Below are 26,812 nucleotides of genomic sequence, written 5' to 3' on the forward strand. Positions count from 1 at the left end.
TTCGGGAACGAGGGCTTCACACAGCAGGACGTGGCCACCGTCGTTCATCGCGGCAGGGCAGTGCAGGTAGGCGTCACCGCCCGGGGCACGGCCTCGAAGAAGTCCCCGCCGACGAGTTCGCTCCGGTCGGCCACCTCGGCTTCCCGCAGCGGCGCTCCCGCACCCTCGATGACGGACGGCAGGTCGAACAGCACCCCGCGAGCCTTGGGACGACCGGACAGCACGGCCGCGAGCGCGTTGTTGAGTACCTCGCCGTCCTCGGGGTGCGCGTCGAAGTACTCCCCACCGCCGAAGAGCCGTACGAAGGCGGCGTCGCCGGTGCGCACGCTCTCCAACAGCTCGGTCCAGATGCGGCGGTGCCAGGGCGCGCCCACCATGATGGCGAGCCCGCGCAGGGACGCCGGCGCATCAGTCCGGAGCGGCTCGCCAAGCTCGGTGAGGGTGAAGCGGCGGTCACCGGACTCCTCGACGAGGCCGAGTCCGGACAGCGCGCGCAGGAGCCGGTACAGGGCGTCGGGGTCCGCGTCCACCGCTTCGGTGATCTCCTCGGCACGGTGGGGTCCCCGCGCGAGCTGGTCGGCCACTCCCAGCGTGGCCGCGACGCTGACGGCCTGGGCGGCCCAGGCGCCGGTGATGAGTCCCGTCATCCGTGTGATCAGTGCTCACTCACCGACGTCTCCCTTCGTCGTCCGATGCGAGGACAGCGGCTGTGAGTCCGAGATTGGTCCGTCGTTCAGCGGGCGGGACGCCTCCCGAGCGCGCTGCTGATCAAGGGGGTGCAGACAACCGTGCGCCGGTCCTTCACCAGCTGGGCAGGAACATCACCGTCCGCTACGACCCGGGCGTGCCCACCGCCGACGGCAACATCAACGGAACCATCCACTTCGGCAACGGCAGCTACCTGAACGAGCGGACCGCCCGGCGCGAGATCGTCGCCGTCATGGTTCGCGACGGTCTGTAACTCGGGGTATCGCCCGCCGGGCCCCGCCGAGCCGCTGAGTCGGTCGCGCATCCGGAGCAGGCGGAGCACGCTGGAAGCAGCCGCTCGCGATGCACGGGCCCGCCCGGTGCGGGACGAGTACGCCGGTGCACGGGAACAGGACGAGGTGACCAGGCATGCGCCACGCGGTCGTGTCGCCACTCCAGCAGGCTTGTCGCGGCTCCCCCGGCCAGGGGCGTAACGGCGGCGGACATGACCCGTCCGGCCGACCCGTGGAACCGGCCGGTCCCACGGGCCCGTCCCAGTCGTCCGGCTCACCGGGTGCCCGGGATTCCTCCGGGGCGCCTGAGCCTCCGGGTTCCCCGGCCCACGACCGGCCCGACACGAACGCGGATCACCCGCGCACCCGCACCCGCAGCCACCGGTCGAGGGAAGTGGGCCGCTTCTTCCACGTCAGGGGTACGCGTGTATGGCGGCGCGGCAGGGAAGTGGAGCTGATGCACCGGGCCATGGGCTTCGCGGCCCTCGGACTGGTGACGATCGCCCCGCTGCTGATCGTGGTCGCGGCGGCCCCGATCCAGGAACGAGGCTTCGCCCTGTGGGTCGTGGACGGCATGGGGCTGTCCGGGCGCTCCGCCGACGCCGTGCAGGACCTCTTCGCCGCACCCCGCAAGGTCCTGAGCACGATCAGCGTCCTGAGCGTGGTGCTGCTCGCGCTCTTCGGCGTGCCGTTCGCGGGCAGTGTCCAGACCGGCTACGAAAAGGTGTGGGACCTGTCGGCCGGGCGCTGGCACACCGTATGGCGACGCGTGGTGTGGCTTGTCGTTCTGACGGCCTACCTCTTCGCCGAAGCGCAGAGCGGGGCCGCCCTGGGGCCGGGAACCCTGCGGTCATGGACGCGGATCGCGCTGAGCACGCTGCTCGGCGTGCTCTTCTTCTGGTGGGGGCAGCGCTTCCTGCTGGGCGGCCGGATCCCCTGGCGCGCCCTTCTGCCGGGCGCCATTGCCACGATGGTGGGCCTGGGCGGTCTGCGGCTGTTCTCTTCCCTGGTCTTCTCCCCGCTCATCGTGAGCAACGCGGACTCGTACGGTTCGGTCGGCACCGTCCTGATCGTGACGTCCTGGCTCGTCGGTGTCGGCTTCGTCGTCTTCGGCGGCGCCCTCGTCGGCCGCTACTGGTACCTCCACGAACCGCACCACATCCCGCATCCGCACCCTCACCCCCGGTCCCGAAAGCGCTGAATCAGACCTCCTCGACGGGCGGCATGAACGCCCGCAGCCACCGCTCCGTCTGTGCGACGTGGGCCTGCGCGTCGCTCTTGCGGCGCAGCTCCGGGCCCTCGGGGAGGGTGAAGACCTGGTACTTGCGGGAGCGGGCGCGGTTCGGGGGTGGCCTCCAGGGCCTCGATGAGGGAGAAGAGCGTCTCGACGATCCCGTACATCAGGGTCACCCTCGCGCTGACCGTGCTGCTGCGGGTCATCTGGATCTTCAACTTCCCCAACCTGATCTTCGGGATGACCGGCGGCGGACCCAACGACGAGACGCACATCGTGACCACCTGGATGATCAAGATCACCCAGCAGGGCGACTACGGCAGGGCCTCCGCGCTCGGTCTCGTCGTGGTCGCCACGCTGCTGGTGTTCGCGGTCTTCTTCCTCCTGGCCACGCGCGAGAAGCGGGACGACAAGCGAGAGGTGAAGCCTTGATCGGCAAGGAGTCCACGGCCGGCCGGGCCACCAAGTTCGCCTTCCAGATGAACAGCGACAGCAACAAGACCGTCCCCACGGCCCTGAACGGGTTCATCTCCAGCTTCAACATCGACTGGGGCTGAGGGACCGCGCCCCGCCCGCGAGGCGGGGCGCGCTTCCCGACGGGCGGGCGTCAGCAGCTGAGGTTGCCGCCCGGGGCCACGCCCAGGATCCGCGTGAACTGCTGGTACTTGTCGATGCGGCTCTGTACCTGCGACGGATTTCCGCCGTTGCACTCCAGGCTGCCGTTGATGCCGCGGATGGTCTCGCCGAATCCGGGGCTGTCGACCATGGCGTCGTGCGGCGTCATGGTCCCGGGCCCGGTCTGCGTGTTCCAGTTGCGTGAGCCGGAAGTCGGGACGGCGGGTCGTCCGCGCCTCCGAAGCCCTGGGGTACCGCGAAGAGATCATGGTCACTGCCGCAAGGGCCAGAACTGGAGCAGGAACCGTTCGATGCCGTGCGGGACGGCGTCCGGATCGTCGGTCAGGAGGGCGTCGAGTGTGTCGCCACCGGTTCTGTGGGCCCGTACGGCGTAGCGGCCGGGTGGGCCCACCGGCAGCGGATCGCCGGCGACGGCGCCGCCGCTGAAGGGCAGGATCGCCACGGTTCCGCCGGAGAGTTGGAGCGACGTCTGCCCCGTGTCGGTCCACGCGCCGTCCGGTGGCCTCGGTGCGGGGTGGTCCCAGGACTCGACGCGGACGGACGGGTAGTGCAGCAGCGCGTCCGAGGCACTGACCAGGATCACGATGTTGTCCGCGGCCAGCAGCCAGGGGGCCCCGGCGGCGGCCCGGGCGGCGACGGCGCTGCCGCCGCCGTCCAGGTCCTCCACCGTCAGACGGCCCTCGTCGATGACGACTTCCGCTTCGGTGACGTCGGCCGGCTGTTCGGTGCTCATGAGGCGGTGGTGACCTTCATGGGGTGAGGGTGACTTTCATGGGATGCGGATGGCGGTCACGGGACGATGTTGACGTAGAACTCGTCCTGGTCGCCCATCAGGATGCGGTCGTTCTTGTAGAAGTCTTTCAGCTGGTTGCCGGCGGCGATGTTCTGCTGGGCGTTGACCCAGGCCACGGAGCCGTTGCCGATGATGTTGCCCTGGGCGTCCTTGGCACCGAGTCCCTCGCGGGTGGAGGCGAAGGGGAACTCGTCTGCCTGGACGTCGGGCGACGGCTTGGGCGGCAGATCGTCCGGGCCGTTGTACGGGGCGTTTCGGTCCCTGATCTTCCGCTGCTCGGTGCGGTTCGCCACGTACTCGGGTGAGCCGACGGCCACCCGGTGCAGGCCCGGATCGCCCCAGACGCCGGTGTACTTGCCCGGGATGGTCTTCGGCGTGCCCCGGTTGGGATAGGTCTCGACGGGCCGGTTCAGCGCGGTCTCCAGGTGCTGGGCGACCCCGGCCGCCGGGCCGGACTTGCTGTAGGTGATGTACGGCATCACGTCGTCGTTGACGCAGGCGCGGGGCGTCCAGCCGCCGTAACCGGGCGCGGTCCCGGCGGAGTCGCAGCGGATGTGGTGGTCCAGGCCGACACCGGAGATGGTCGCCTGGCCCGAGGTGGTGACGAGCTGCCCGGAGAAGTTCCAGCGGTGGCGGGCGACCCGTTCCGCTCCGAGGCCCTGGTCCTGCGAGGTGATGTCCCAGGACACGAACCCGGTCAGATCGCGCCAGGTGAGCAGCCAGTTGTTCTTGTCGCCGTCGTCGTTGCCGGTGACGTCGCGGGCGGCCTGGCAGCCGAGGCTGATGCGCATGTCGGTGAACGAGTTGATGACGCCGCCGCTGGTATCGAAGTCGTCGACCTGGAAGAAGACCCGCACCTTGCGGTCCGCGGGGTCGGCGTAGGCCAGTGCGGTGTAGGTGATGTCCGCTCTGCTGACGGAACCGTTGGTGACGATCTCGCCGTAGCTCGTGGTGTGCTGGCACCACACGCCACGGTTCCACACCCGGCCCTGTTCGCTGTTCGACTCGGGGTCGTTCTGGCACTGCTCGACGAAGTTCGCGTCCGGCTCCTCCGGCAAGGCGGCGGCTGCCGTGGGCGCGGGTTGCGTGGTTGCCTCGGTGTCCGGTGCCGGTGTCTCGGCCGCCGCCGACGGCGGGCTGAGCGACAGCGTCAGTACTGCGGCTGCCGCGGCGGCTATGCACCCTAATGCGCGTCGCATGGCTCCCCCTTGGAATCCATCGCGGGCTGTGGTCCTTGGTCGTGCATCACCAGCCTCGTGCGGACTCTCGGCACCTTTTGTGCTTTCGCATCCCTTTCACGACAGCGTTTCGACCGGGGCACAGAGCGTTGCAAGCGAAGTGCGGGGGCGCAGTTGCGGAGAAAAACGGTGGCCGTGACGCACCCGGTCACCGTCTAGTCGCGCTGTCGGCTCACCATCTCGGTGATCCAGATGGGCGCGAACGGAGAGGTGCAGCCGGGGGAAGTCGGGTAGTGCTTGAGCACTTCCAGGCGCTCACCGATGTCGAGTGCGCGGGCCCGGTGTTCGGCGTGCTCGATGCCGATCTGGGCCAGGCAGTGGTTCATCGCCCACTGCAGGCGCTCCGGGGCGTCTTTCATCTCCGCCTCGATGACGTCGAGCAGTCCTGCGAGGTCGAGGCCCTCGGGCTTCTTCGCCACGCGTTCGACGGTCAGCGCCCAGCCCGCACTCGCGACGACCGGATCGGGGTCGGCGGACCAGGCCAGCCGCAGCTCTTCGGCGTGCGGGTTCTTCTTCACCACGTAGTTCACGAGCCAGTCGTGCACCTTGGGTGTGCGCGCCTCGCGCAGCATGGTGTCCAACTCGTCCCGCTCGAAGGCCTTCGGGCGGCAGATCAGGAGCGCCAGCAGTTTCGCCGCCGTGTCGTCCGTCTCCCAGAGCCGGCACGCGAGTTCCTGCTGTGTCTTCAGCCGCTTCGCGAGCGCGCGCAGCTTGCCGAGGTTCACCCCGTGATCGTCGCCGTGTCTCTCGTTCACCTCGCGTGCCTTGGGGTCCTCCAGCTCGGCCAGCTCGGCCATCACCTCGTCCACCGTCGTCTCGGCCACCTCAGCCTCCTGTCCGTCATGTGGGAGAGCCGAGCCTACGAGGAAGTCGGCCTCTCGCGTACACGCCGGTCAGGTACAGGCCGGGGTTCCTCTTGGGGTGATCACTGGGCGGCGGGCGGCCCGGCGCAATTCGTTTGCCGGGCCACGATCCCCCTGTCAGGCTCGCGCACATGCCGACCTTCTCCGTGCCCGACGGAACCACGCTCGCCTTCCACGTGTCCGGAGAGACCGGTCCTCCCGTGCTCTGCCTGCCCGGCGGCCCGGCCGCGTCCGCCTACCTCGGTGATCTGGGCGGCCTCTCCGCACACCGGCGGCTGATCAGGCTGGACCTCCGCGGCACCGGCGAGTCGGCGACCCCGACGGACCTGGCCGGCTGCCGCTGCGATCGCATGGTCGACGACGTCGAGGCCCTTCGGGCCCACCTCGGCCTCGACCGCGTCGACCTGCTGGCCCACTGCGGAGGCGCCAACGTCGCGGTGCAGTACGCGGCTCGCCACCCCGATCGGATCAGCAGGCTCGTGCTGATCACTCCGAGCGTCCGGGCCGTCGGCATTCCGAGCACCGGTGAGGACCGACGGGAGATCGCGGAGCTGCGCAGGGGCGAATCGTGGTTCCCGGAGGCGTACGCGGCGCTGGAAGAGATCGTCGCGGGCAGGCCCACCGCCGCGAGCTGGCAGGCGATCGCGCCCTTCTCCTACGGCCGCTGGGACGAGACCGCCCGCGCCCACCAGGCCGCCTCGGAGGCGGAGGACAACGGCGAGGTGATGGCCGCCTTCGGTGCCGAGGGGGCCTTCACCCCGGACGTAACCCGCAAGGCCCTCGCCGAGGTCGGGGCGCCCGTCTTCGTGCTCGCGGGTGAGGTCGACATGGCCGCTCCGCCTCGGGTGATGGCGGAGTTCGCCGCGCTGTTCCCGGATGCGCGGATGGTCGTACAGCCGAGGGCCGGGCACTTTCCGTGGCTCGATGATGCCGAGTGGTGTGCTGCGGCCGTGGCGGGGTTTCTCGCATCGGCCCGGTGATCGTCGATCATCTTTGGGCCCGGTGATCACCTCACGCACTTACTGCATATGATGTGCAAGTGCGTGACTACAGCATCAGGGCGGCAGGCCCGGACGACCTGGACGGTGCGCGAGCCGTGATGCTCGACACCGTGTACCGAGACTTCGGCAGCGGATACGTGCCCCGCTGGCACGCCGACATCATCGACCCGGCCGGCGCCTATCTGGCCCCGGCCCGCCACACCCTGCTCGTGGCGGTCGACGACGAGGGCGAGGTCGTCGCCACGGCCGCGCTCGACTCACGGGGTCCGGCCCATCCGCCGAACCCGCGGCATGTCGCCGAGCGCTTTCCGTCCGGTGAGACGGCGCAGGTCCGTCGGGTGTACGTCCGCCCCGAGCACCGCAGGCGCGGGCTCGCCCGGCGACTCGTCGGGGAGCTGATGGCGTTCGCGGCGGCCGACGGCGGGTACCGGGCCGTCTATCTGCACACGGATCCTGCGGTGCCGGGCGCGGAGGGCTTCTGGCGGTCGCTGGGGAAGGTCGTGCACGACGAGCGTGAGGACGCCGGCGGCGGTCAGGGCATCGTGCACTTCGAGATACCGATGGGGCGGTGACCCGCGTGCGCCGTATCCTCGCCGCCCTGCTGCTCGTCCCGGTCCTCACCGGCTGCTTCGCCTCCAACGGCGACTCCACCGACGACGCGGACGCCGGTTCCCGGCTGCGGGTCGCCCTCGCCTTCCCGCCCGCGGAGAACCTCTCCCCTTACGGCGCCGACGCCACGATCCTCAGCCGTCTCGGCGTCACCGAGAGCCTGACCGCCCTGGATGCCAACGGCTCCGCGGCCCCCGCGCTCGCCGCCTCCTGGAAGCGGGAGAACGACCGCACCTGGCTGTTCACCCTGCGCGAGGCCACCTTCCAGGACGGCACGGACGTATCCCCATCCGCCGTCGCCGAAGCCCTCACCCACGCCACCGAGGCCAAGCCCGAGCCCGCCGCACTCTCCGGCGTCACGCTCACCGCGAAGGCCGAGGGCAGCACCGGTGTCCGCATCACCACCGAAGTCGCCGACCCCGTACTGCCGCTGCGTCTGTCCAGCCCCAGCCTCGCTGTGCTCTCTCCGAAGGCGTACGACGGCAAGGACCGCGTCGACCCGGTGGGCACCGCCACCGGACCCTTCGCGCTCACCAAGGTGACCGGCAGCACCGCCGCCACCCTCGACCGTTTCGACGACTACTGGGGCGGCCGAGCCCAGGCCTCCGGCGTCGACGTGAAGTTCATCGCCGACGGCACCGCCCGCACCAGCGCCCTGCGCACCGGCGAGGCCGACCTCGCCGAGGCGGTCCCGGTCGCCCAGGCGGCGACCCTCGACGAGGACACCCGCAAGGCCACGGCGACGACCCGCACCACCAGCCTGCAGCTCAACACCGGGTCCGGCCCCTTCAAGGATCCGAAGCTGCGCGCCGCCGCCCGCGCGGCCATCGACACCTCCGCGCTCGCCGACGGCGTCTACGAGGGATACGCCGACGCCGGCGCCGGCATCTACGGACCCGCCGTGACCTGGGCCGAGGGCAAGCGGACCCAGCCCACCGGGCGCGCGAAGGCCGCGGCACCGGGCGGAGCGACGGTCACCATCGCCACGTACGACAACCGGCCCGAACTCCCGGAAGTCGCCCAGGTGTTGAAACAGCAGCTGGAGAAGGCCGGGTTCAAGGCCGAGCTGGAGGTGCGCGAGTACTCGCGGCTGGAGAGCAACGCGCTGGACGGGAAGTTCGACGCCGTCGTGCTCGCCCGCAACACGCTCGTGGACACCGGCGACCCCGTGGCCGTACTCGCCAGCGACTACACCTGCGACGGCGGCTTCAACATCGCACAGCTCTGCGACAAGGGCGTCGACGCGGTGGTCGCGAAGGCTGAGGGCACTGCCGACACCGACGAGCGGCAGGACGCGGCGATGGCGGCCGAGGCGGCGGCTCTCGGCACCGACGCCGTCGTTCCGCTGGTCCACCAGCAGATCATCACCGGCGTGGGCAGCTCGGTCAGCGGGGCGCTCCTCGACCCGTACGAGCGCACCCTCGTCGGCACCGGCACCCGGCGCTGACGGATGCGGCAGTACACGGCCACGCTCCTGTGGCGGGCCGGACTCGCCCTTGCCCTGGTGTGCGCGATCGGCCTGTTGCCGTGGCTGGCGCGGACCGATCCGGCGCTCACCGTGCTCAAGGCCCGGTCGGCCGACCGTGACCCCACGCCCGAGGTGCTGGCGGACATCCGCGCCCAACTCGGCCTGGACGCCGGCCCGTTGCATCTGCTCGGCCAGTGGCTGGGCGGGCTCTGGCGCGGGGACGCGGGCCGGTCGTGGCTGTCGGGCAACGAGGTCATGCCCGATGTGCTCCAGGCGCTCGGTGTGTCCCTGCTGCTGATGGCGGTGTCGCTCGCGGTCGCCGTGGTCACGGCGGGGGTGATCTGCGCCCGCACCCTGTGGCGCGGTCGGCGACGGCGGCGCACGGGTGGCAGCGGCTCCGCCGTCCTCGCCGCGCTGCCCGAGTTCCTCACCGCGTCCGTGCTCGCGACGGTCGTCGGAGTCCAGCTGGGCTGGCTGCCCGCGCTCGGCTGGTACGGCCCCCAGTACACGGTGCTGCCCGCGCTCGCCCTCGGTCTGCCCGCCGGGGCCGTGCTGGGGCGGCTCCTCGACGACCTGCTGCCCGGCGCGTTCGCCGAGCCCTGGGCGCAGGCCGCCGACGCCCGCGGAATACCCCAGGGGAGGATCGCCCGGCACGCGCTGCGCCGCTGCCTGCCCGGACTGCTGCCGAACACCGGCCTGTTCGTCGTCGGCCTGACCGGCGGTTCCGTCGCCGTGGAGCAGATCTTCGACATCCCCGGCCTCGGCCGCACCACCCTCCAGGCCGCCCTCGCCCAGGACCTTCCCGTCCTCCAGGCCGGCACGCTCGCCCTCGTCCTGCTCGCCGCCGTGGCCGCGGGCGCCGCGAGCCTCCTCACCCGCCGGCTGATCGGCCCCGCCCTGCGCGACAGCGCCCTGACCTCCCCGCACCGGCCGGCCCCGCCCACCCGCGGCATCCTGCCCCTCGTCTACGGCGGCCTGCTCCTCGGCGTCGTGGCGCTCGGCCTGCCCCGCGACCCGCTCGCCCTCGACACCGGGCAACGCCTCCAAGCGCCCTCCCCGGCCCACCCGTTCGGCACCGACGCGCTCGGCCGGGACGTACTCGCCCGGGTCGGCCACGGCGCCCTCGACACCCTGCTGCTCGCCCTCGCGATCGGCACCGCCGCGCTGCTGACCGGCGTACTCCTCGGACTGGTGCCCCGGGTGTCCGGGCCGCTCGTCGACACCGTCAACGCCGTGCCGCCGGTCCTCCTCGCGCTCCTCGTCACCGCCGTCGCGGGCAGCGGCACGCTCACGCCCGCGCTCGCCGTGAGCGCCGTCGCATGGGCGCCGCTGGCCGCCCACACCTCCGCGCTGCTGCGGCAGGAACGCGCCGCCCTCCACATCACCGCCACCCGCGCCCTCGGCGCCGACCGCTGGTATGTGCTCCGCCGCGACCTGCTCCCCGCCGTCCTCCCACCCGTCACCCGCCACGCCCTGCTGCGCCTGCCCGGCACCGCCCTGGCCCTCGCCTCGCTCGCCTTCCTCGGCCTCGGTGCCCAGCCGCCGTCCCCGGAGTGGGGCCTGCTGCTCGCCGAGAACCAGCCCTACGCCGAACGCGCCCCCTGGGCGGTCCTCGCCCCCGCCGCCGTACTCGCCCTGCTCGGGGCACTCGCGGTGACCGCGGCCCGTACCAAAGTGGTCCAACAGCCTTTGAAGCAGAGGGAGTTGGCTGCTTCCGGAACGGAAACCCGATGACCACCCTGACGCTCGGCCCTCGCGCCCGCCTGTCGCCACTGCTGCACCTGCTGATCCTCACCCAACTCGCCTTCAACATCGGCTTCTACGCCGTCCTGCCCTTCCTCGCCGAGCACCTGGGGCAGGGGATCGGCCTGGCGGGCTGGCTGGTCGGGTTCGTACTGGGCCTGAGGACCTTCAGCCAGCAGGGGCTGTTCGTGGTGGGCGGGGCGCTGGCCGACCGGTACGGCATCCGGCCCGTGGTGCTCGCGGGCTGTGCGCTGCGGATCGCCGGGTTCGCCTGGCTGGGGTACGCGCACGAGACCTGGTCCGTCATCGGCGCCGTGCTGCTCATCGGGTTCGCCGCCGCGCTGTTCTCGCCGGCCGTGGAGTCCGAGGTCGCCCGGCAGGCGGTGGTGTGGGAGGAGTCGGGCGGCGGCTCGCGCACGCGCGTGCTGGCGCTGTTCACCGTGGCCGGGCAGGCGGGGGCGTTCGTCGGGCCGCTGCTGGGCGGGCTGCTGCTGTCGGTGGACTTCCGGACGGTCTGTCTGGCCGGAGCGGGAATCTTCGTCCTCGTCCTCGCCGGGCACGCGTGGCTGCTGCCGCAGCACATCCCGGGGCGAACCCGCGTCGAAGTCCGGGGCGGTATGAAGCTGCTGGTCCGCAACCGCCGCTTCCTCGCGCTGTGCTGCGGATACGGCGCCTATCTGCTCGCCTACAACCAGCTCTATCTGGCCCTGCCCGCGGAGGTGGAGCGCGCGGCCGGTTCGCAGGCGCCGCTGGCCTGGCTGTTCGCGCTGTCGTCGCTGCTGGTGGTGACGGCCCAGCTGCCGGTCACCCGGTGGGTGGGGGAGCGGCTGGAGATGCGCCGGTCGATGGTGGCCGGACTGCTGCTGATCGCCGCCGGGTTCGCGGTCGTGGCCGCCGCCCGGCCCGCCGGCTGGACCGGCATCGCGGGACTGCTGCCCGCGGCGGGCTTCGTGGTGCTGCTCACCCTCGGCCAGATGCTCGTCGCGCCCGTCGCCCGGGCCTGGGTGCCCGACCTCGCGGAGGAGGGGCGGCTCGGCCTCTACACCGGGGCGTTGTCTTCGGTGTCTGGTCTGATCGTGCTGGTCGGCAGCTCGGCCACCGGGTCGCTGCTGGACAGCGGGCTGCATCCGGCCGTGCCCTGGTTGGTGCTGGCCGCTGTGCCGGTCGCGGCGATCGGACTGCTGCCGCGCCGCGGCTGAGCGCTCCGCTGGAAGTTCGGCTCTACACCGGGGCGTTGTCTTCGGTGTCTGGTCTGATCGTGCTGGTCGGCAGCTCGGCCACCGGGTCGCTGCTGGACAGCGGGCTGCATCCGGCCGTGCCCTGGTTGGTGCTGGCCGCTGTGCCGGTCGCGGCGATCGGACTGCTGCCGCGCCGCGGCTGAGCGCTCCGCTGGAAGTCCGGCTCTACACCGGGGCGTTGTCTTCGGTGTCTGGTCTGATCGTGCTGGTCGGCAGCTCGGCCACCGGGTCGCTGCTGGACAGCGGGCTGCATCCGGCCGTGCCCTGGTTGGTGCTGGCCGCTGTGTCGGTCGCGGCGATCGGACTGCTGCCGCGCCGCGGCTGAGCGCTCCGCTGGAAGTTCGGCTCTACACGGGGCGTTGTCTTCGGTGTCTGGTCTGATCGTGCTGGTCGGCAGCTCGGCCACCGGGTCGCTGCTGGACAGCGGGCTGCATCCGGCCGTGCCCTGGTTGGTGCTGGCCGCTGTGCCGGTCGCGGCGATCGGACTGCTGCCGCGCCGCGGCTGAGCGCTCCGCTGGAAGTCCGGGCGTCGGCCGCAGGTCCGTCGTGGCTGGTCGCGCCCACGCGGCAGAGCTGCATATCGATACAGCCCCGCGCCTCTTTGGGGCGCTGCCGAACGCAGCGGACTGCGTCGGACCCGTTCAGCCGCGCGCTGCGGCACTCGACGCCGCCACGCTCAGCTCGCGACGAGTTCGGGCTCGCGCACCTCGCGCTCCTCCGGTGCGTTCTCGACCCGCGACGTCCGCCACAGCCACAGCCACAGCACATCCCGCCCGAACGACCACACCAGCAGCCCCAGCGCCAGCGCGACGATGCCGAACGTCGCCGGGTACGGCAGCAGCTTCGAGGCGCCCGCCAGCAGGAACACGCCCTGGAGCGCGGCCACCGTCTTGCGGGCCGTGCTCGGCGGCAGCGGGGCGTTGAGCCACGGCCAGACGCGGGCCGCGGCGACGAAGGCGTAGCGCATGGCGCCGATCAGCAGCACCCACGGGCCCAGGAACATCGAGACGTACACGCTGAGCACCAGGATCAGAAACGCGTCGACCTCCATGTCGAAGCGTGCGCCGAGCGCTGTCGAGGTGCCGGTGCGGCGGGCGACCTTGCCGTCGACTCCGTCGAGGATCAGGGCCACCGCGGTCAGACCGACGAGGAGCGTGATGGGCGGCGGGCTCTGGAAGGAGTCCGCGACCAGGGCCGTGACACCGCCGACGAGGATGGAGCGGCCGAGGGTGACCCGGTTGGCGGGGCCGAACGACCGCAACCGGGACCGGTGCAGGGCCCGGGAGAGCACGGCCCAGGTGGCGATGGCGAAGGCGAGTCCGGTCAGCCAGCCCGCGGGCCCCATCCCGATCGCCGTGCCGAGCAGGGTCAGCACAAGGATCTGCACACCCGCTCCCACAGCGGTCTCCTGTTGGACGAGCCTCGCGTCGTAAGTGTGGTTCAGGGCCACCGAACATCCTCCGGCCGTGTGACAGAGTCGATCATCGCCGCTACGTTGTGCGCGGCCTGTGCACCTCTCCGTACGTGAGCAGCTTCCCGATCGTTCAGGAGGATTCCGATGAACCGCACCGCACGCGCGTTCTGGCTCAACTCGCCTGGGCTCGGTGAGATACGCGAGGTGGACCTGCCGGGATGCGGCACGGACGACGTACTGGTACGCACGCTCTTCTCCGGGGTGAGCCGTGGCACGGAGACGCTCGTCTTCCGCGGCGGTGTGCCCGAGAGCCAGTACGCGGCGATGCGGGCGCCGTTCCAGGAGGGCGAGTTTCCCGGGCCGGTGAAGTACGGCTACCTCAACGTCGGCGTCGTGGAGGAGGGACCGGCGGCACTGGTCGGCCGTACGGTCTTCTGCCTCTACCCGCATCAGACGCGGTACGTCGTCCCGGCCGCCGCCGTCACCGTGGTGCCGGAGTCGGTGCCCGCCTCGCGCGCGGTGCTCGCCGGCACGGTGGAGACCGCCGTCAACGCGCTGTGGGACGCGGCGCCCCTGGTCGGTGACCGGATCGCCGTGGTCGGTGGCGGCATGGTCGGCTGCTCGGTGGCCGCGCTGCTGGCGCGCTTCCCCAGCGTACGCGTCCAACTGGTCGACGCCGACCCGGCGCGGGCCAAGGTGGCTGAAGCACTCGGCGTCGGCTTCGCCGCTCCCGCGGACGCCCTCGGCGACTGCGACCTTGTCGTCCACGCCAGCGCCACCGAACAGGGCCTCGCCCGCTCCCTGGAACTCCTCACCGACGAGGGCACGGTCCTCGAACTGAGCTGGTACGGCGACCGGCAGGTCAGCCTCCCGCTCGGCGAGGCCTTCCACTCCCGGCGCCTGGTCATCCGCAGCAGCCAGGTCGGCACCGTCTCCCCGGCCCGCCGCTCCAGCCGCACATACGCCGACCGGCTCGCCCTCGCCCTGGACCTGCTCACCGACCCCGCGCTCGACGCCCTCGTCACCGGGGAGAGCGATTTCGAGGATCTTCCCGAGGTGATGCCGAAGCTCGCCTCCGGGCGGATCCCGGCCCTCTGTCACCGCGTCAGCTACGCGGACGCGCCCTGACGGACATGTTCACCTGGGCCGACCTCGCGATGTTCGCGCCGGTCATTCCGGCCGACCCGCATTTCTGCTGGGGGTCCGGGGGTCATCCCCCGAGAGATGCGGCATCCGGGACGGCCAGCGCGCCTGACCTCCCAAAAAGGGGAACAGGTCGCTGAACAAGGCATGGCAGGGAGCCGTACTACACGACATCCCCGGCGGCGATCGGCCGGGGACCAGACGCGCCGCACCTGGAGGGTCGTCCGTTGTTCAGCATCACCGTCCGCGATCACATCATGATCGCCCACAGCTTCCGCGGCGAGATCTTCGGACCCGCGCAGCGCCTGCACGGAGCGACGTTCCTCGTGGACGCCACCTTCCGGCGCGAGCAGCTGGACGACGACAACATCGTCGTCGACATCGGACTGGCCACCCAGGAGCTCGGCGCCGTAGTCAGCGAGCTGAACTACAGAAACCTCGACAACGAGCCGGACTTCGCGGGGGTCAACACCTCCACGGAGTTCCTGGCCAAGGTCATCGCCGACCGGCTCGCCGAGCGGATCGAGAAGGGCGCGCTGGGCGAGGGCGCCCGCGGCCTCGCGGGCCTCACCGTCACGCTGCACGAGTCGCATGTCGCCTGGGCGAGTTACGAGCGTGCCCTGTGACCGACACGACCATGGAGCCCTCCACCGGCAGGGCTCTGGAGCCCATGCGGCTCGAATACGTTCCCGTGCAGCACTCCGCCCTGAAGAACGCGGAGATCATCCCCATGTCCCTGCGTTCGGTGCACTTCGTCATGCCGGGCGGCGTCGACGACCCGGCCCAGCCGAGCGGCGGCAACGCCTATGACCGGCGGGTGTGTCTGGATCTGCCGGGCTTCGGCTGGCAGGTCGACAAGCACACCGTGGACGGCAGCTGGCCCCGGCCCGGGGTGGCGGCGCGCGAGGAACTCGCCCGCACCCTGCGGCAGTTGCCCGATGACGCGGTCGTCCTCCTCGACGGTCTGGTCGCCTGCGGCGTCCCCGAGATCATCCTCCCGGAGGCCGAACGCCTGCGTCTCGCCGTCCTCGTCCACCTGCCGCTCGGCGACGAGCGGGGTCTGGCGCCCGACGTGGCCGCGGAGCTGGACGCCAGGGAACGTACGGTGCTGCGGGCGGTCCCGGCGGTGATCGCCACGTCCGACTGGGCGGTCCGCCGTCTGGTCTCCCACCACGGGCTCGCCCCCGAGCGGGTCCATGTCGCCGCCCCCGGCGCCGACATCGCCCCCCTCGCCTCCGGCACGGACGGCGTCTCCCGGCTGCTGTGCGTCGCCGCGGTGACACCACGCAAGGGGCAGCACCGGCTGGTGGAGGCGCTGGCCGCGGTGGCCGACCTGCCGTGGAGCTGCGTCTGCGTGGGCGGGCTCGGCCACGACCCGGAGTACGTGGCCGGACTGCGGTCCCTGATCGCCCGGTACGGCCTGGAGGACCGGCTCGTGCTGGCGGGACCGCAGGCCGGCGCCGAACTCGACGCGAGCTATGCATCCGCCGACCTGATGGTCCTCACCTCCTACGCGGAGACCTACGGCATGGCGGTGACGGAGGCGCTGGCGCGCGGCATCCCGGTGCTGGCGACGGATGTCGGCGGCCTGCCGGAGGCCGTCGGCCGCGCCCCCGACGGCGGTGTGCCCGGCATCCTCGTCCCACCGGAGGACCCCCTGGCTCTCGCCGCCGAACTGCGCGGCTGGTTCGGCGAGGCCGATGTACGACGCCGCCTCAAGGCGGCGGCCCGGGGGCGACGCGCCGCCCTCGACGGCTGGGCCACCACGGCCCGCAGCCTGGCCGCGGTACTGGGCCGACTGCCGAACGAACCCAGGAGGGCGGCATGAGGAAGACAGCGACGACCCAGCGCGGCGGGGGGATTCCGGCCCAGCCGGGTCCGCGGGATGTCTCGGCCGCGGCGGAACCCGGGGTGAGGCACATGGCACGATCGACTGAGGCCGGGGCGAGGCAGGGCGCCCCCTCGATGGAGCCCGGGGCGAGCAGTGCCGCCCGGTCCGCGGAACCGGCGTCGGCGGCTGCCGTCGTCCAGGCGCCGGACCAGGTGATCCCCGGCGCCGGTCCCGCGCCCAACGACCGGGTGATCCCCGGTGCCGGTCCCGCCGCCGGTACGGCCTCCCGCCCCGGCGAGCGGCCCACCGTGCGGTTGCGGGAGGACGGGCCTGACGAGCCGCCGCGGTATGCGCCCGAGTGGCTTCAGCTGCGGGAAGGGGCGGACGCGCTGGCGCGGGCGGGGGAGTTGCTCGATCCGCTGCGGATCCGGCTGGCGAATCTGCCGGGGCGGGCCGGTGGACTGGTCGTGCACGACCTGGGCTGCGGCACCGGTTCGATGGGTCGCTGGCTGGCCCCCCGGCTGGACGGCGCCCAGCACTGGATCCTGCACGACCGCGACCCCTACCTCCTGCACTTCGCCGCCGTGGCCTCCCCGCGCTCCGCCGCCGACGGCAGCCGCGTCACCGTGGAGTCGCGCCGCGGCGACGTCGCCCGGCTCACCCCGGACGCCCTGGCCGGCGCCTCACTGGTCACCGCGTCCGCACTTCTCGACGTCCTCACCCGCGAGGAGATCGACACCCTCGCCGCCGCGTGCACCGGCGTGGGCTGCCCGGCCCTGCTCACGCTTTCCGTCGCCGGACGCGTCGAACTGACCCCGTCCCATCCGCTGGACACGGAGATCGCCGAGGCGTTCAACGCCCACCAGCGACGCTCCGGCCTGCTCGGACCGGACGCGGTCACCGCCGCCTGCGAGGCGTTCTCCGAGCGCGGCGCGACGGTCCATCTGCACCCCAGCCCCTGGCGCCTCGGCCCCGACGAAGCCGACCTCACCGCCCAGTGGCTGCGCGGCTGGGTCGGCGCGGCGGTCGAGGAACGCCCCGAACTGCGTGAACGCGCCGACGACTACCTGCGCGACCGCCTGGAGGCCTGCGCCGCGGGCGAGTTGAGCGTGATCGTCCACCACACCGACCTGCTGGCACTGTCGCGGCCGACGGGCGGGACGGCATGAGCGCACAGACGGTGACCGCCGAGGTGGCGGTGCGGGTCGTCAGGGTCCGTGCGGCAGTGGGGGTCCGCGCGGTGGTACGGGTCGGCACGGGCCGTCGCGTCACGCCGCGGGCCGCTGCGAGGCAGGCCGCCGAGACCCGCGCGAAGGCACGCGAGGCGCACGCCCCTCACCGGCCCGCCGACCGCGACTCCGGTACTGCTTCGACGGCGGTCGCGGGTGGACGCCGGGCCGCTGTCGACGGGTTGCCCGCGGCGGAGCCGGCTCCGGTCGTCGACGCGTGTCACTCCGTCACGGAGTCCGCCCCGGTCGCCGGTGCGTGCCGGGCTGCTGTTGATGTGTCGTCCGCGGCGGACCGGGCTCTGGTCGACGCGTGTCACCGCGTCACGGAGTCCGCCCCGGTCGCCGATGTGTGCCGGGCCGCTGTTGATGTGTCGCCCGCGGCGGACCGGGCTCCGGTCGACGCGTGTCACCGCGTCACGGAGTCCGCCCCGGTCGCCGATGTGTGCCGGGCCGCTGTTGATGTGTCGCCCGCGACGGACCGCGTTCCCGTCGACGAGTCTCACCCCGCCACCGGTCCCACCCCGGCCGGCGACGCTCGCCCAGCTGCCGGCAAGCCGGCCGCCACCACTCCCCGCCCCACCTTCCTGAGCCGCGTCCGCCCCCACCTCGGCACCATCGCCGGTGTCGCCATCCTCACCGTGCTGCTCTGGCGCATGGGCACCGGTGTCTTCCTGGACGGGCTGCGCCGGATCGACGCGGTGACGTTGGTCGCTGCCGTCGGGATCGGCGTCGTCACCACCGTGTTCAGCGCCTGGCGCTGGGCGCTGGTGGCGCGTGGGCTGCGGATCCGGCTGCCGTTCGGGCCGGCCGTGGCCGACTACTACCGGGCGCTGTTCCTGAACGCGGCCCTGCCGGGCGGCGTGCTGGGGGATGTGCACCGGGCGGTGCGGCACGGGAAGAGCGAGGGCGACCTCGGCCGCGGGGTGCGGGCCGTCGTACTCGAACGGGCCGCCGGGCAGGTCGTGTTGGCCCTCGTCGGTGCCGCGGTGCTGCTGACCATGCCGTCGCCGGTGCTGGCCCAGGCCCGGCAGTTCGCACCGCTGCTCCTGTTCGCGGCGCTGGGCGCGAGCGCGGTCGTCCTGGCGCTGCGCATGAACCGGACGCCCTCCCGCCGTAGGCGTGCCCTGCGCTCGACGCTGGGCGAGGCACGCCGGGGCCTGCTGTCCCGCCGTAACTGGCCCGGCATCGTCGTGTCGTCCGTCGTCGTGCTGGCGGGCCACATCGCGATGTTCGTGCTCGCCGCCCGTGTCGCGGGCTCCGGCGCCTCCGCCGTCGTACTGCTGCCCATCGCGGTGCTCGCCCTGCTCGCCATGGGCCTGCCGCTGAACGTCGGTGGCTGGGGACCCCGGGAGGGCGTCACCGCCTGGGCGTTCGGCGCCGCCGGACTCGGCGCGAGCAGCGGACTGGCCGTCGCCGTCGTGTACGGCGTGCTCAGCTTCGCGGCCAGCCTGCCGGGCGTCCTCGTCCTGGTCGCCCGCCGGCGCTACCCCCGTGCGTCACCCGCGTCACCCGCGTCACCCGTGAACAACGACAAACACGCGCCGAAGGAATCCGTGAGGCTCTCAAGCAGCGCCTTCCCTTTTTCCGCCGAACCCAGCGAAGGACGCCCGATGACACCCGAATCGGTATAGGCGGACATTCCGCGGGTCAGCAGATGGCGCCGGTCGTCCGCGACGAAATCAGCGGTCTCATAACCGGACCTGACCAATTCGGGATGAGCGTGCAGAAGGATGGAGGTCTCAATTTCCCCCGCGTGCATGTCCGTGAGCAACGAGGTCCGCACACCCGCCCGCTCCCGCGCCGTCTCCCAGTCCTCCGCGGCCGGGAACAGGGCCATCGACTCACCTTGCGCGGAGGATTCCTGAACGACGTTTCCCAGTACATAGTTTCCGCCGTGCCCGTTGACCAGCACCAGGGCGTCGACGCCCGAGCGGCGGAGCGAAGCCGCTATGTCCCGTATCACCGCGTGAAGGGTGACGGAGGAGATGCTGACGGTCCCCGGCCAGGCCGCATGCTCGTGCGAGCAGGAGATCGTCACCGGAGGAAGGAGGTGCACCGGGTGCGCGGCGGCTATCTCCCGCGCGACGGCACAGGCGACGAGCGAGTCGGTGGCCAGCGGAAGGAAGGGGCCGTGCTGCTCGAAGCTTCCGACGGGAAGGACGGCGACCTGCCGTGAGACGCCTGCCCCGCGCGTGCGTACATCTTCCGTGGTGTCCGCCGGCAACAGCCCGTATGCCGCCGAACGCGTTCCCGAAACACTCATTTCCTCACGGCCCTTCGTCTCTGCTTAGGAACCAGATCATGACAGAAAACATTGGCGTACTCGGCAAGAAGTCTCCACAGCGGACGGGCGTGGAGCGCGTCGTGAATGCGCCGCTGCCCACGGTGTACGGGGAATTCCGCGCGGTCGGCTATCTCGACCACGATCGCGGCGACGAACAAGTGGCCCTGGTCCACGGTGAGATCGGCACGGACGACGTCCTCACCCGGCTGCATTCCGAATGCCTGACCGGCGACGCCTTCGGCTCCCAGCACTGCGAGTGCGGTGATCAACTCGCCTCCGCACTGCGCGCCGTCGCCGCCGAAGGGCGCGGCGTCGTCGTCTACCTGCGCGGGCACGAGGGCCGCGGCATCGGCCTGCTCGGCAAGCTGCGCGCGATGGCGCTGCAGGCGGAGGGCCTGGACACCGTCGAGGCGAACCTCGCGCTCGGCCTGCCGGTGGACGCCCGGGACTACGGCGTCGCCGCGCGGATCCTCGACGACCTGGGCGTGCGCTCCGTACGCCTGATGTCGAACAACCCGCGCAAGCGCGAGGCGTTGCTGGAGCACGGCATCAAAGTCGCCGAGCAGGTCCCGCTGCTCATCCCGCCGTGTGAGAACAACATCACCTATTTGCGGACGAAGCGGGAGCGTCTCGACCATCACCTGCCTCATCTGGACGCCGTGGCGCACTGGTCCTGATTGCCGTGGCGACGGTCCGGACAGGAAGAGGGAATGACCGACGACGTCCTCTTCCTCTCCGGGGACCGGTCCGGGGGTCTGCGCGGCGTCACCGGCGGCGGAGTCATGGGCATGAGCGGAGTCATGGGCACGAGCATCGCCTACCACCTCGCCCGGGCCGGCGTACGGGACGTGGTCCTGGTCGAACGGGACGAGCTCGGGGCCGGATCCATGTCGAAGGCGGCGGGCGGCGTCCGGGCACAGTTCTCCGACGAGCTCAACGTCCGACTCGGCGCCCAGAGCCTGGAGGCGTTCGACCGGTTCCAGGAGGAGATCGGGTACGACATCGGCCTGCACCGCGTCGGCTATCTGTTCCTGCTGTCGACGCCGGAGGACGTCTCCTCCATCGAGGCGGGCGTACGGCTCCCCGCTGATCAGCACCGACGGACTGCTGGAGGCCGCGTTCTCACCGGACGACGGCCATTGCGCTCCGGAGTCCGTCGTCCACGGCTACGCGACCGCCGCCCGCGAGTTCGGCGCCCGGATCCTGCGCCACATCGATGTCACCGGCATCGAACGGGACGGCGACACCATCACCGCCGTACGCACGACCCTGGGCAGCATCACCACCGACACCGTGATCTGCGCGGCCGGCGCCTGGTCGAAGGCCGTCGGCGCCATGGCCGGCGTGGACCTGCCGGTCGAGCCGTTACGCCGCCAGATCGCCGCCACCGCTGGATCCCCCGCCTCGCCGAGGCCATGCAGCACCGCGCCCCGGCCCTCCTCGACCTGCGCCGCACCGGCGGCTGGGCGGGCCTGTGCGAGAACACCCCTGACCACAACGCCCTGATCGGCGAGGCGACTTCACCCTCCCGCTTCCTCTACGCCACCGGCTTCTCCGGCCACGGCTTTCTGCAGGGACCTTCCCCCACTCTCGGCTTCGCTCGAGCGGGGGGACCCCCACCGGCGAGGTCGTCCGCGACCTGTACCTGGGCCGCGTACCCTTCGTGGACGTCAGCCCGCTCAGCGCCGGCCGGTTCGCGGCCGATGCCCCGCGTCCGGAGGCCAATCTCGTATGACCGAGCTCCATCTGTGGCTGCGCCACGAGGTCCGCTCCACCGAACGCCGCACCCCGATCGTGCCGTCCGACGCACGCCGGCTCATCGACAGCGGAGCGGTGCTGACCGTCGAGGAGTCACCACAGCGGATCTTCCCCATCGAGGAGTACGAGGCGGTCGGTTGCCGGGTCGCGGCGCCGGGCTCGTGGGTGTCGGCGCCCAAGGACGCCGTGGTCCTCGGACTGAAGGAACTCCCGGATGAGCCGGGCATGTTGATCCACCGGCACATCTTCTTCGGGCACGCCTACAAGCGGCAGCCCGGCGCGGCGGAACTGCTGCGCCGGTTCGCCGCCGGGGGAGGCAAGCTCCTCGACCTCGAATATCTGGTGGACGACGACGGCCGTCGCCTCGCCGCCTTCGGCTTCTGGGCGGGCTACCTGGGCGCGGCCCTGGCGGTGCTCCATCACCGGGGCAGCCTGCGGGCACCCCTGCGCCCCACGTCGAAGGAGGAGCTGGACGAGGCACTGCAGGCGCCCGGCGAGGAGTTCACCGCGCTGGTGATCGGCGCCCTCGGCCGCAGCGGGCGCGGCGCCCGCGTCGCCCTTCATGTCGCCGGGCTCGACCCGACCGGCTGGGACCTCGCCGAGACCCGCGACCTGGACCGCCGGGCCCTCCTCGACCACGACGTGATGGTCAACGCCGTGCTCGCCACCACCCCCGTCCCGCCCTTCCTCAGGGACGAGGACCTCGACGACCCCGCCCGCCGTCTGCGCACCCTCTGCGACGTCACCTGCGACGTCGGCTCGCCCCTGAACGTGCTGCCGGTCTACGACCGCGTCACCGACTGGACGGACCCGGTGCGCCGCCTGCGCAAGGAACCCCCGCTGGACCTCATCGCCATCGACAACCTGCCGTCCCTGCTGCCAAGGGAGTCCAGCACCGACTTCTCGGCGTCCCTGGTGCTCCAGCTGCTGGAGTTCGAGAGCGGCGGGCCGTGGGGGCGCTGTCTGGACCGGTTCCACCAGGCCTGCCGTGAACTCGGCATCGCGGAAGGGGAGTCCCGTCATGGGTGAGCGTGTTCCGGCGAGCGGTACCGTGCACTGGATCGGCGCCGGACTGTCCACGGGCAGCGGACTGGAGGCGCTGTGCGACGCCGCCGAGCGGGTACGGCTGTGGCACCGCACCGGGAAGCGCGCCGCCGAGGCGCTAGACGAGCGGGGCCTCACCGGTCGCGCTGAACCGCGTGCGTACACGCTCTTGGCGCTCACCGCCGAACTCGCGCCCGGCGACGTCGTCGTATCGATGCTGCCCGCGCCCGAGCATGCCGGGATCCTGGCGGCGTGCGTGCGGGAACCGACGCAGGCCGCCTGCTAGAGCTACGTGTCGGACGCGGTTCCGGAACGGTTGTGAGAGGCCGAGGTGGCAGGGACCATCGTCCTTGCCAAGGCAGACCTCGACCCAAGTAGCGACCACCTCTTCGCGCACAGCGTCTCTGAATGGCTCGGTGGGCCCGAGCATTGCTCAGGGGGTGAGCCAATCGCCTTCGTGCCCTGGTACCGAACGACGTGAGCCGTCAGCCCGCGTGGCACGTCCCTCCGGACGCTGGTCGGTGAGGTCTCGCGACTTCACCGAGGAGGGTGCCCGGCGTCGCCTGGGCGCCGGGCGTATGCTAACACTCTGCCATAGGTCAACTACTTTCCGCTAATCGGCAGTTAGTTCAAACCGCGACAGCCTGCCCTTCGTGGAGCAGTACGGACTGCCGTCCGCGTGGAAGGCGCAGACCTTCGTCCGCGGCACGCTGCGTCTGGAAGGCTGGCTGCGGGCCTGGGACGCCGTCTTCGAGGAGCTGAAGGCGGGTGACGACGCCCGGATCGCCGCCCTGGCACAGGAGTTGGCGACCGCGTATCCGACCACGGAGGCCGACCGGGACCGGGTGGTGCTGGCGGTGTCGCTGGAGGTGAACCAGTGGTCGGGCCGCTACCTCCTGGACCTGACCGGTGACGCGGAGGAGAGCGCGATGGCCCGCTGTGTCTCCCGCACCCTCGCGCTCGGCGTCCGGCACATCCTGGACGGTTCGCTGCCGCCCGGCCTGAACCGCGCCGCCGAGACCGCGGCGCGCTCGCAGGAGTGGCTCACCGAACTCGCCCGGGAGGGCGTCGAGTTCACGCTGAGCTGATCAGTCCGTGACGGCCTCGTGCACGAGCCTCTTGAGGTCGGGGAACATCGTGTGCGAAGTCCTGGGTCGCACCTGGGTCATGAACTGCACGGTCAGATCGCGGCTCGGGTCGACCCAGAACGTGGTCGTCGCGACGCCGCTCCAGCCGAACGTGCCCAGCCCCGAGGGTGCGAGCGTCCGGGCCGGGTCGATCACGACGGAGACGTTGAACCCGAAGCCGACGCCCTCGTTGCCCGGCTCCTTGTGCGGGGGAGCGCCGAAGGAGCGCAGGTCGGCGCCGCCGGGAAGGTGGTTGGAGGTCATCAGGTCCACGGTCTTCGGGGCGAGCAGGCGGACGCCGTCGAGTTCGCCGCGGCGCCGCAGCAGTTCCATGAAGCGATGCATGTCGTACGCGCCGGTCACCATGCCGCCGCTGCCGGACAGGAACCGGGGTCTGCCGTGCAGCGGCAGCCCGGGGATCGGCTCGATGCCGCCGCCCTCGGTCTCGCCGTACAGCTCGGACAGCCTGCCCGCCTTTTCGGCGGGGACCTGGAACCCGGCATCCGGCATCCCGAGCGGGCCGAAGATCCGCTCCTGGTAGAACTCGTCGAGCGACTGCCCGGACACGACCTCGACGACCCGGCCCAGGACGTTCGACGCCACCGAGTAGTTCCACTGCGTCCCCGGCTCGAACTGCAGCGGCAGGCTCGCGTACACGTCGATCGTCTCGGCCAGGTTCGCACCCGGAGGCACCGACGACTCCAGGTTGGCCTCGCGGTAGAGGGCGTCGACGGGGTGGGAGTGGTAGAAGGCGAAGGTCAGGCCCGAGGTGTGGGTGAGCAGATGCCGGATCAGCATCGGCCCGGCGGGCGGACGGGTCTTGACATCTGCCCCGGAGCCACTGTCGTACACCTCGACGTCGGCGAAGACCGGCAGATGCGCGGCGACCGGGTCGTCCAGCGACAGCTTGCCCTCCTCCATCAGCAGCAGTGCGGCGACCGCGGTGACCGGCTTGGTCATGGAGTAGATCCGCCACAGCGTGTCCGCCTCGACGGGCAGCCCTGCCGCGACGTCGCGCCGGCCGTGCGTGGTCAGATGGGCGACGTGTCCGCCGCGCGCCACAGCCACGAGGAACCCGGGCAGCCGTCCCTCGTCGACGTAGTGGGCGAAGTACTGGTCGAGGCGGTCCAGCGCCTTCGGGTCCAGCCCCACCTCGTCGGGTTCGACCTCTTGTCGCAGCAGTGCCATCGGTGTCCTCCGTCGCTTTCGTCGAGGTGCGGTCCGGCATACCCAGCCGCAACGCCCTCAGACCTCATGGTCGCGTAGGAACGCGTATCCGGTCGCTCGGATGGACATGATCGACGCCCGACGTGGCGGAAAGCACAGGCAACGCGAGCCCCGCCACCGCCCCGATCAAGGCCACGCCGACGAGCACGACCAGCGCAAACGCGTGTCCGAGCCCCATCAGCGGCGTCACGACAGCCACCCCCACCGTCGGCCCGATGTTCATCGCGGTCTGCTGCAACCCGCCCGCCACCCCGGCCGACGCGACCGCGGCCAGCCGCACGACGACGTGCGTGGCCGCCACCATCACCGTGCCGAACCCGGCCCCCAGCAGGGCGAAGCCGGTGCAGAGGAAGAGCGCGCCCGACGCCCGGGAAAGGATCAGGATGCCGAGGCCGAGTACGACCATGGCCGCCACGGTCGTACGCCGCGCTCCGGCCCGGCGCAGCAGCACCGCGCACACGGGAGCCGCCGCCACCATCAGCACCGCCAGCGGCAGGCTGCGCAGGGCGCTCTGGAACGGGTCGAGACCGAGCGTGTCCTGGAGGACGTACGTCGCCACGAACAACGTGCCCGACAGCGCCGCCGAGGCCGCTGCCAGAATGCCGAGCGCCGAGCCGACCGCCGGTGCGCGGATCAGGTCCGGCGACAGCAACGGGCTCGCCGTGCGCCGCTCATGCCGGACGAAGAGGGCAGCCGCGACCAGGCCGAGCGCGCTCGCGGCCGTCGCGCCGGAGACCAGCGTGTGGACCAGGCACGCCAGGGCCACCGCGAGCAGAAGGGCGCCGGGGAGATCGAGCGCGGCGGAGGACGTCGGCCGCTGCGGGCGCCGTACGGCGAGCGCGAGCACGCCGAAGACCAGGGCGGGCACGACATTGAGGAAGAACACCGCCCGCCAGCCCAGCCAGGCCACCAACGCCCCACCCACGACCGGCCCGACGGCGGCCGACACGCCGATTGCACTCGTCCGTACGGCGATCGGCATGCCCAGCCGGTCGGGCGGATACGCGGCCCGCAGCATTCCCAGCGTCGCCGGTTGCAGCAACGCGCCGAACACCCCCTGGACGACCCGCAGTCCGATCACCCAGCCGACTCCGGGCGCCGGCCCGATCCCCGCCGACGCGGCCCCGAACCCCAGCATGCCGAGGGCGAACAGCCGATGGTGCCCGTACCGGTCGCCGAGGCGTCCCGCGAACACCAGCAGGGAGGCGACGGCGATGAGATACCCGGTGCCGGCCCACTGGATCTCCGCGAAGGAGGCGTTCAGATCCCGCCGCAGGGTCGGCTGGGCGACCGTCAGCACGGTGCCGTCCAGGGCGACGATCGCCGCCCCTGACACACTCGCGGCGAGCGTGAGCCGGCGGTTCACTCGTCGCCCAGGTGGGCGTCCAGAGTCGCTCGGAGCAGGGGTTCGAAGTCCTCGGTCGCGGTGGCGAGTTGGAGGCTGCCCCAGGTCCAGAGCTGGGCGATGCCGTGCAGGTTCGCCCACAGGGCGCCCGCGACGAGGCGGGGGTTCGTGCCGGGACGGATACGGGTGATGAGATCCACCAGGCGGCCGAACAGGGGGAGGCTGGTGTCGCGTAGGCCCAAGTGGCCGCTCTCCAGCAGATCGTGACGGAACATCAGCTCGTACATGCCGCGGTTGTGCAGGGCGAACTCCAGATAGGCCCGCGCCAGCGTCGCGATCTGTTCCCTGGGGGTACCCTCCCCGATCGCCGACGCCCGCTCCCCGAGTCGGGCGAAACCGACGCGTGCGATGGCGGACAGCAGCTCCAGGTGGGTGGGAAAGTGGCGGCGCGGCGCCCCGTGCGACACGCCGGCCCGGCGGGCGATCTCCCGCAGGGTCAACGCCTGCGCGCCTTCCGTGGCCACCAGCTCCACACCGACGTCGATCAGGCGGGATCGCAGTCCCGTCTCGGATTCATGCATAGACAGTGTCTACCAGGCGACGTAGA

The 26,812-nt window shown here is 71.8% G+C and carries 26 protein-coding genes and 6 pseudogenes; 22 read left to right on the plus strand and 10 right to left on the minus strand.

Translation table 11 applies throughout. The features are described from left to right. Window positions 1-44 precede the first annotated feature (44 nt). The gene (locus QQY66_RS42065) at window positions 45-647 is read right to left on the minus strand and encodes a methyltransferase dimerization domain-containing protein (protein ID WP_301985678.1); all 603 of its coding nucleotides are present in this window, start codon (window positions 645-647) and stop codon (window positions 45-47) included. A 727-nt stretch (window positions 648-1,374) separates the two neighbouring features. Here QQY66_RS42065 and QQY66_RS42070 point away from each other — a divergent pair. The 3 genes from QQY66_RS42070 to QQY66_RS42080 all read left to right on the plus strand — a co-directional run bounded on the left by QQY66_RS42070 (window position 1,375) and on the right by QQY66_RS42080 (window position 2,771). Beyond that, the gene (locus QQY66_RS42070; protein WP_301987674.1) at window positions 1,375-2,181 is read left to right on the plus strand and encodes a YhjD/YihY/BrkB family envelope integrity protein; all 807 of its coding nucleotides are present in this window, start codon (window positions 1,375-1,377) and stop codon (window positions 2,179-2,181) included. Between the two features lie 165 nt (window positions 2,182-2,346). Next, window positions 2,347-2,646 carry a hypothetical protein gene (locus QQY66_RS42075; protein WP_301985679.1) on the plus strand — a complete coding sequence of 100 codons (300 nt, stop codon included), beginning with the start codon at window positions 2,347-2,349 and terminating at the stop codon, window positions 2,644-2,646. Next, entirely contained in the window at window positions 2,643-2,771 is a 129-nt protein-coding gene (locus QQY66_RS42080) for a hypothetical protein (RefSeq protein ID WP_301985681.1), read from the plus strand. The genes QQY66_RS42075 and QQY66_RS42080 overlap by 4 nt, the downstream gene beginning before the upstream one ends. Window positions 2,772-2,821: 50 nt before the next feature. Here the strand turns inward: QQY66_RS42080 and QQY66_RS42085 are convergent. The 4 genes and pseudogenes from QQY66_RS42085 to QQY66_RS42100 form a co-directional block, all read right to left on the minus strand. Further along, window positions 2,822-3,025 (minus strand): annotated as a pseudogene (locus tag QQY66_RS42085) (chitinase); the annotation flags it as partial. A gap of 75 nt (window positions 3,026-3,100) precedes the next feature. After that, complete coding sequence (locus tag QQY66_RS42090; RefSeq protein WP_301985682.1) at window positions 3,101-3,583, minus strand: hypothetical protein; 483 nt, start codon at window positions 3,581-3,583, stop codon at window positions 3,101-3,103. A 56-nt stretch (window positions 3,584-3,639) separates the two neighbouring features. Further along, complete coding sequence (locus tag QQY66_RS42095; RefSeq protein ID WP_301985683.1) at window positions 3,640-4,842, minus strand: hypothetical protein; 1,203 nt, start codon at window positions 4,840-4,842, stop codon at window positions 3,640-3,642. A gap of 194 nt (window positions 4,843-5,036) precedes the next feature. After that, window positions 5,037-5,678, minus strand: coding sequence for a DNA alkylation repair protein (locus QQY66_RS42100; RefSeq protein WP_301987675.1), 642 nt, complete (start codon window positions 5,676-5,678; stop codon window positions 5,037-5,039). Window positions 5,679-5,875: 197 nt separating this feature from the next. Between QQY66_RS42100 and QQY66_RS42105 the strand changes: the two genes are divergently transcribed. The 8 genes from QQY66_RS42105 to QQY66_RS42140 are packed head-to-tail and all read left to right on the plus strand — an operon-like array spanning window position 5,876 to window position 12,309. Then, window positions 5,876-6,724: an alpha/beta fold hydrolase gene (locus QQY66_RS42105; RefSeq protein WP_301985684.1), complete on the plus strand. Its 849-nt coding sequence runs from the start codon at window positions 5,876-5,878 to the stop codon at window positions 6,722-6,724. A 53-nt stretch (window positions 6,725-6,777) separates the two neighbouring features. Further along, the gene (locus QQY66_RS42110) at window positions 6,778-7,317 is read left to right on the plus strand and encodes a GNAT family N-acetyltransferase (protein WP_301985685.1); all 540 of its coding nucleotides are present in this window, start codon (window positions 6,778-6,780) and stop codon (window positions 7,315-7,317) included. Further along, window positions 7,314-8,801 (plus strand): ABC transporter substrate-binding protein, encoded by a 1,488-nt coding sequence (locus QQY66_RS42115; protein ID WP_301985686.1) that lies wholly within the window; start codon window positions 7,314-7,316, stop codon window positions 8,799-8,801. Before QQY66_RS42110 ends, QQY66_RS42115 begins: the two co-directional genes overlap by 4 nt. A 3-nt stretch (window positions 8,802-8,804) precedes the next feature. Beyond that, a complete protein-coding gene (locus QQY66_RS42120) occupies window positions 8,805-10,556 on the plus strand; it encodes an ABC transporter permease subunit (RefSeq protein ID WP_301985687.1) in 1,752 nt (583 codons plus the stop codon). Further along, window positions 10,553-11,764 (plus strand): MFS transporter, encoded by a 1,212-nt coding sequence (locus QQY66_RS42125; protein WP_301985688.1) that lies wholly within the window; start codon window positions 10,553-10,555, stop codon window positions 11,762-11,764. The genes QQY66_RS42120 and QQY66_RS42125 overlap by 4 nt, the downstream gene beginning before the upstream one ends. A gap of 35 nt (window positions 11,765-11,799) precedes the next feature. Next, the gene (locus tag QQY66_RS42130) at window positions 11,800-11,946 is read left to right on the plus strand and encodes a hypothetical protein (protein WP_301985689.1); all 147 of its coding nucleotides are present in this window, start codon (window positions 11,800-11,802) and stop codon (window positions 11,944-11,946) included. A 35-nt stretch (window positions 11,947-11,981) separates the two neighbouring features. Further along, entirely contained in the window at window positions 11,982-12,128 is a 147-nt protein-coding gene (locus tag QQY66_RS42135; RefSeq protein WP_301985690.1) for a hypothetical protein, read from the plus strand. A 43-nt stretch (window positions 12,129-12,171) separates the two neighbouring features. Then, the gene (locus QQY66_RS42140; RefSeq protein WP_301985691.1) at window positions 12,172-12,309 is read left to right on the plus strand and encodes a hypothetical protein; all 138 of its coding nucleotides are present in this window, start codon (window positions 12,172-12,174) and stop codon (window positions 12,307-12,309) included. A 170-nt stretch (window positions 12,310-12,479) separates the two neighbouring features. Here the strand turns inward: QQY66_RS42140 and QQY66_RS42145 are convergent, their stop codons facing one another. Then, entirely contained in the window at window positions 12,480-13,253 is a 774-nt protein-coding gene (locus QQY66_RS42145; RefSeq protein WP_301985692.1) for a CDP-alcohol phosphatidyltransferase family protein, read from the minus strand. 108 nt (window positions 13,254-13,361) lie between these two features. Here QQY66_RS42145 and QQY66_RS42150 point away from each other — a divergent pair, with 108 nt between their 5' ends. The 5 genes and pseudogenes from QQY66_RS42150 to QQY66_RS50630 all read left to right on the plus strand — a co-directional run. Continuing rightward, window positions 13,362-14,345 (plus strand): zinc-binding alcohol dehydrogenase, encoded by a 984-nt coding sequence (locus tag QQY66_RS42150; RefSeq protein WP_301985693.1) that lies wholly within the window; start codon window positions 13,362-13,364, stop codon window positions 14,343-14,345. Between the two features lie 242 nt (window positions 14,346-14,587). Further along, window positions 14,588-14,986 carry a 6-carboxytetrahydropterin synthase gene (locus QQY66_RS42155; RefSeq protein ID WP_301985694.1) on the plus strand — a complete coding sequence of 133 codons (399 nt, stop codon included), beginning with the start codon at window positions 14,588-14,590 and terminating at the stop codon, window positions 14,984-14,986. Window positions 14,987-14,997: 11 nt separating this feature from the next. Then, window positions 14,998-16,188, plus strand: a complete 1,191-nt coding sequence (locus QQY66_RS42160; RefSeq protein WP_301987676.1) for a glycosyltransferase family 4 protein — start codon at window positions 14,998-15,000, stop codon at window positions 16,186-16,188. After that, entirely contained in the window at window positions 16,185-17,360 is a 1,176-nt protein-coding gene (locus tag QQY66_RS42165) for a class I SAM-dependent methyltransferase (protein WP_301985695.1), read from the plus strand. Before QQY66_RS42160 ends, QQY66_RS42165 begins: the two co-directional genes overlap by 4 nt. 713 nt (window positions 17,361-18,073) lie before the next feature. Further along, window positions 18,074-18,811 (plus strand): annotated as a pseudogene (locus tag QQY66_RS50630) (YbhN family protein); the annotation flags it as partial. Between the two features lie 92 nt (window positions 18,812-18,903). On the opposite strand, the gene QQY66_RS42175 reads toward QQY66_RS50630, so the two are convergent. Next, a complete protein-coding gene (locus QQY66_RS42175) occupies window positions 18,904-19,683 on the minus strand; it encodes a creatininase family protein (RefSeq protein ID WP_367667033.1) in 780 nt (259 codons plus the stop codon). A gap of 38 nt (window positions 19,684-19,721) precedes the next feature. Between QQY66_RS42175 and ribA the strand changes: the two genes are divergently transcribed. The 6 genes and pseudogenes from ribA to QQY66_RS42200 all read left to right on the plus strand — a co-directional run. Next, window positions 19,722-20,381: a GTP cyclohydrolase II gene (ribA, locus tag QQY66_RS42180; RefSeq protein WP_301985696.1), complete on the plus strand. Its 660-nt coding sequence runs from the start codon at window positions 19,722-19,724 to the stop codon at window positions 20,379-20,381. A 123-nt stretch (window positions 20,382-20,504) separates the two neighbouring features. Continuing rightward, window positions 20,505-20,891 (plus strand): annotated as a pseudogene (locus QQY66_RS50635) (NAD(P)/FAD-dependent oxidoreductase); the annotation flags it as partial. Further along, a pseudogene (locus tag QQY66_RS50640) lies at window positions 20,844-21,224 on the plus strand (hypothetical protein); the annotation flags it as partial. The pseudogenes QQY66_RS50635 and QQY66_RS50640, both read left to right, overlap by 48 nt. Window positions 21,225-21,435: 211 nt before the next feature. Beyond that, window positions 21,436-22,491 (plus strand): saccharopine dehydrogenase, encoded by a 1,056-nt coding sequence (locus tag QQY66_RS42190; protein WP_301985697.1) that lies wholly within the window; start codon window positions 21,436-21,438, stop codon window positions 22,489-22,491. Continuing rightward, window positions 22,484-22,909 (plus strand): annotated as a pseudogene (locus QQY66_RS42195) (saccharopine dehydrogenase NADP-binding domain-containing protein); the annotation flags it as partial. The gene QQY66_RS42190 and the pseudogene QQY66_RS42195, both read left to right, overlap by 8 nt. A 229-nt stretch (window positions 22,910-23,138) precedes the next feature. Next, a pseudogene (locus QQY66_RS42200) lies at window positions 23,139-23,594 on the plus strand (saccharopine dehydrogenase C-terminal domain-containing protein); the annotation flags it as partial. On the opposite strand, the gene QQY66_RS42205 reads toward QQY66_RS42200, so the two are convergent. The 3 genes from QQY66_RS42205 to QQY66_RS42215 all read right to left on the minus strand — a co-directional run bounded on the left by QQY66_RS42205 (window position 23,595) and on the right by QQY66_RS42215 (window position 26,786). Continuing rightward, window positions 23,595-24,821, minus strand: coding sequence for a serine hydrolase (locus QQY66_RS42205; RefSeq protein ID WP_301985698.1), 1,227 nt, complete (start codon window positions 24,819-24,821; stop codon window positions 23,595-23,597). It abuts the pseudogene before it with no gap. Window positions 24,822-24,885: 64 nt separating this feature from the next. Next, entirely contained in the window at window positions 24,886-26,226 is a 1,341-nt protein-coding gene (locus QQY66_RS42210) for an MFS transporter (RefSeq protein WP_301985699.1), read from the minus strand. Next, entirely contained in the window at window positions 26,223-26,786 is a 564-nt protein-coding gene (locus QQY66_RS42215) for a TetR/AcrR family transcriptional regulator (protein WP_301985700.1), read from the minus strand. The genes QQY66_RS42210 and QQY66_RS42215 overlap by 4 nt, the downstream gene beginning before the upstream one ends. Between the last annotated feature and the right edge of the window lie 26 nt (window positions 26,787-26,812).

The organism is Streptomyces sp. DG2A-72, from assembly GCF_030499575.1.
Taxonomy (GTDB): domain Bacteria; phylum Actinomycetota; class Actinomycetes; order Streptomycetales; family Streptomycetaceae; genus Streptomyces.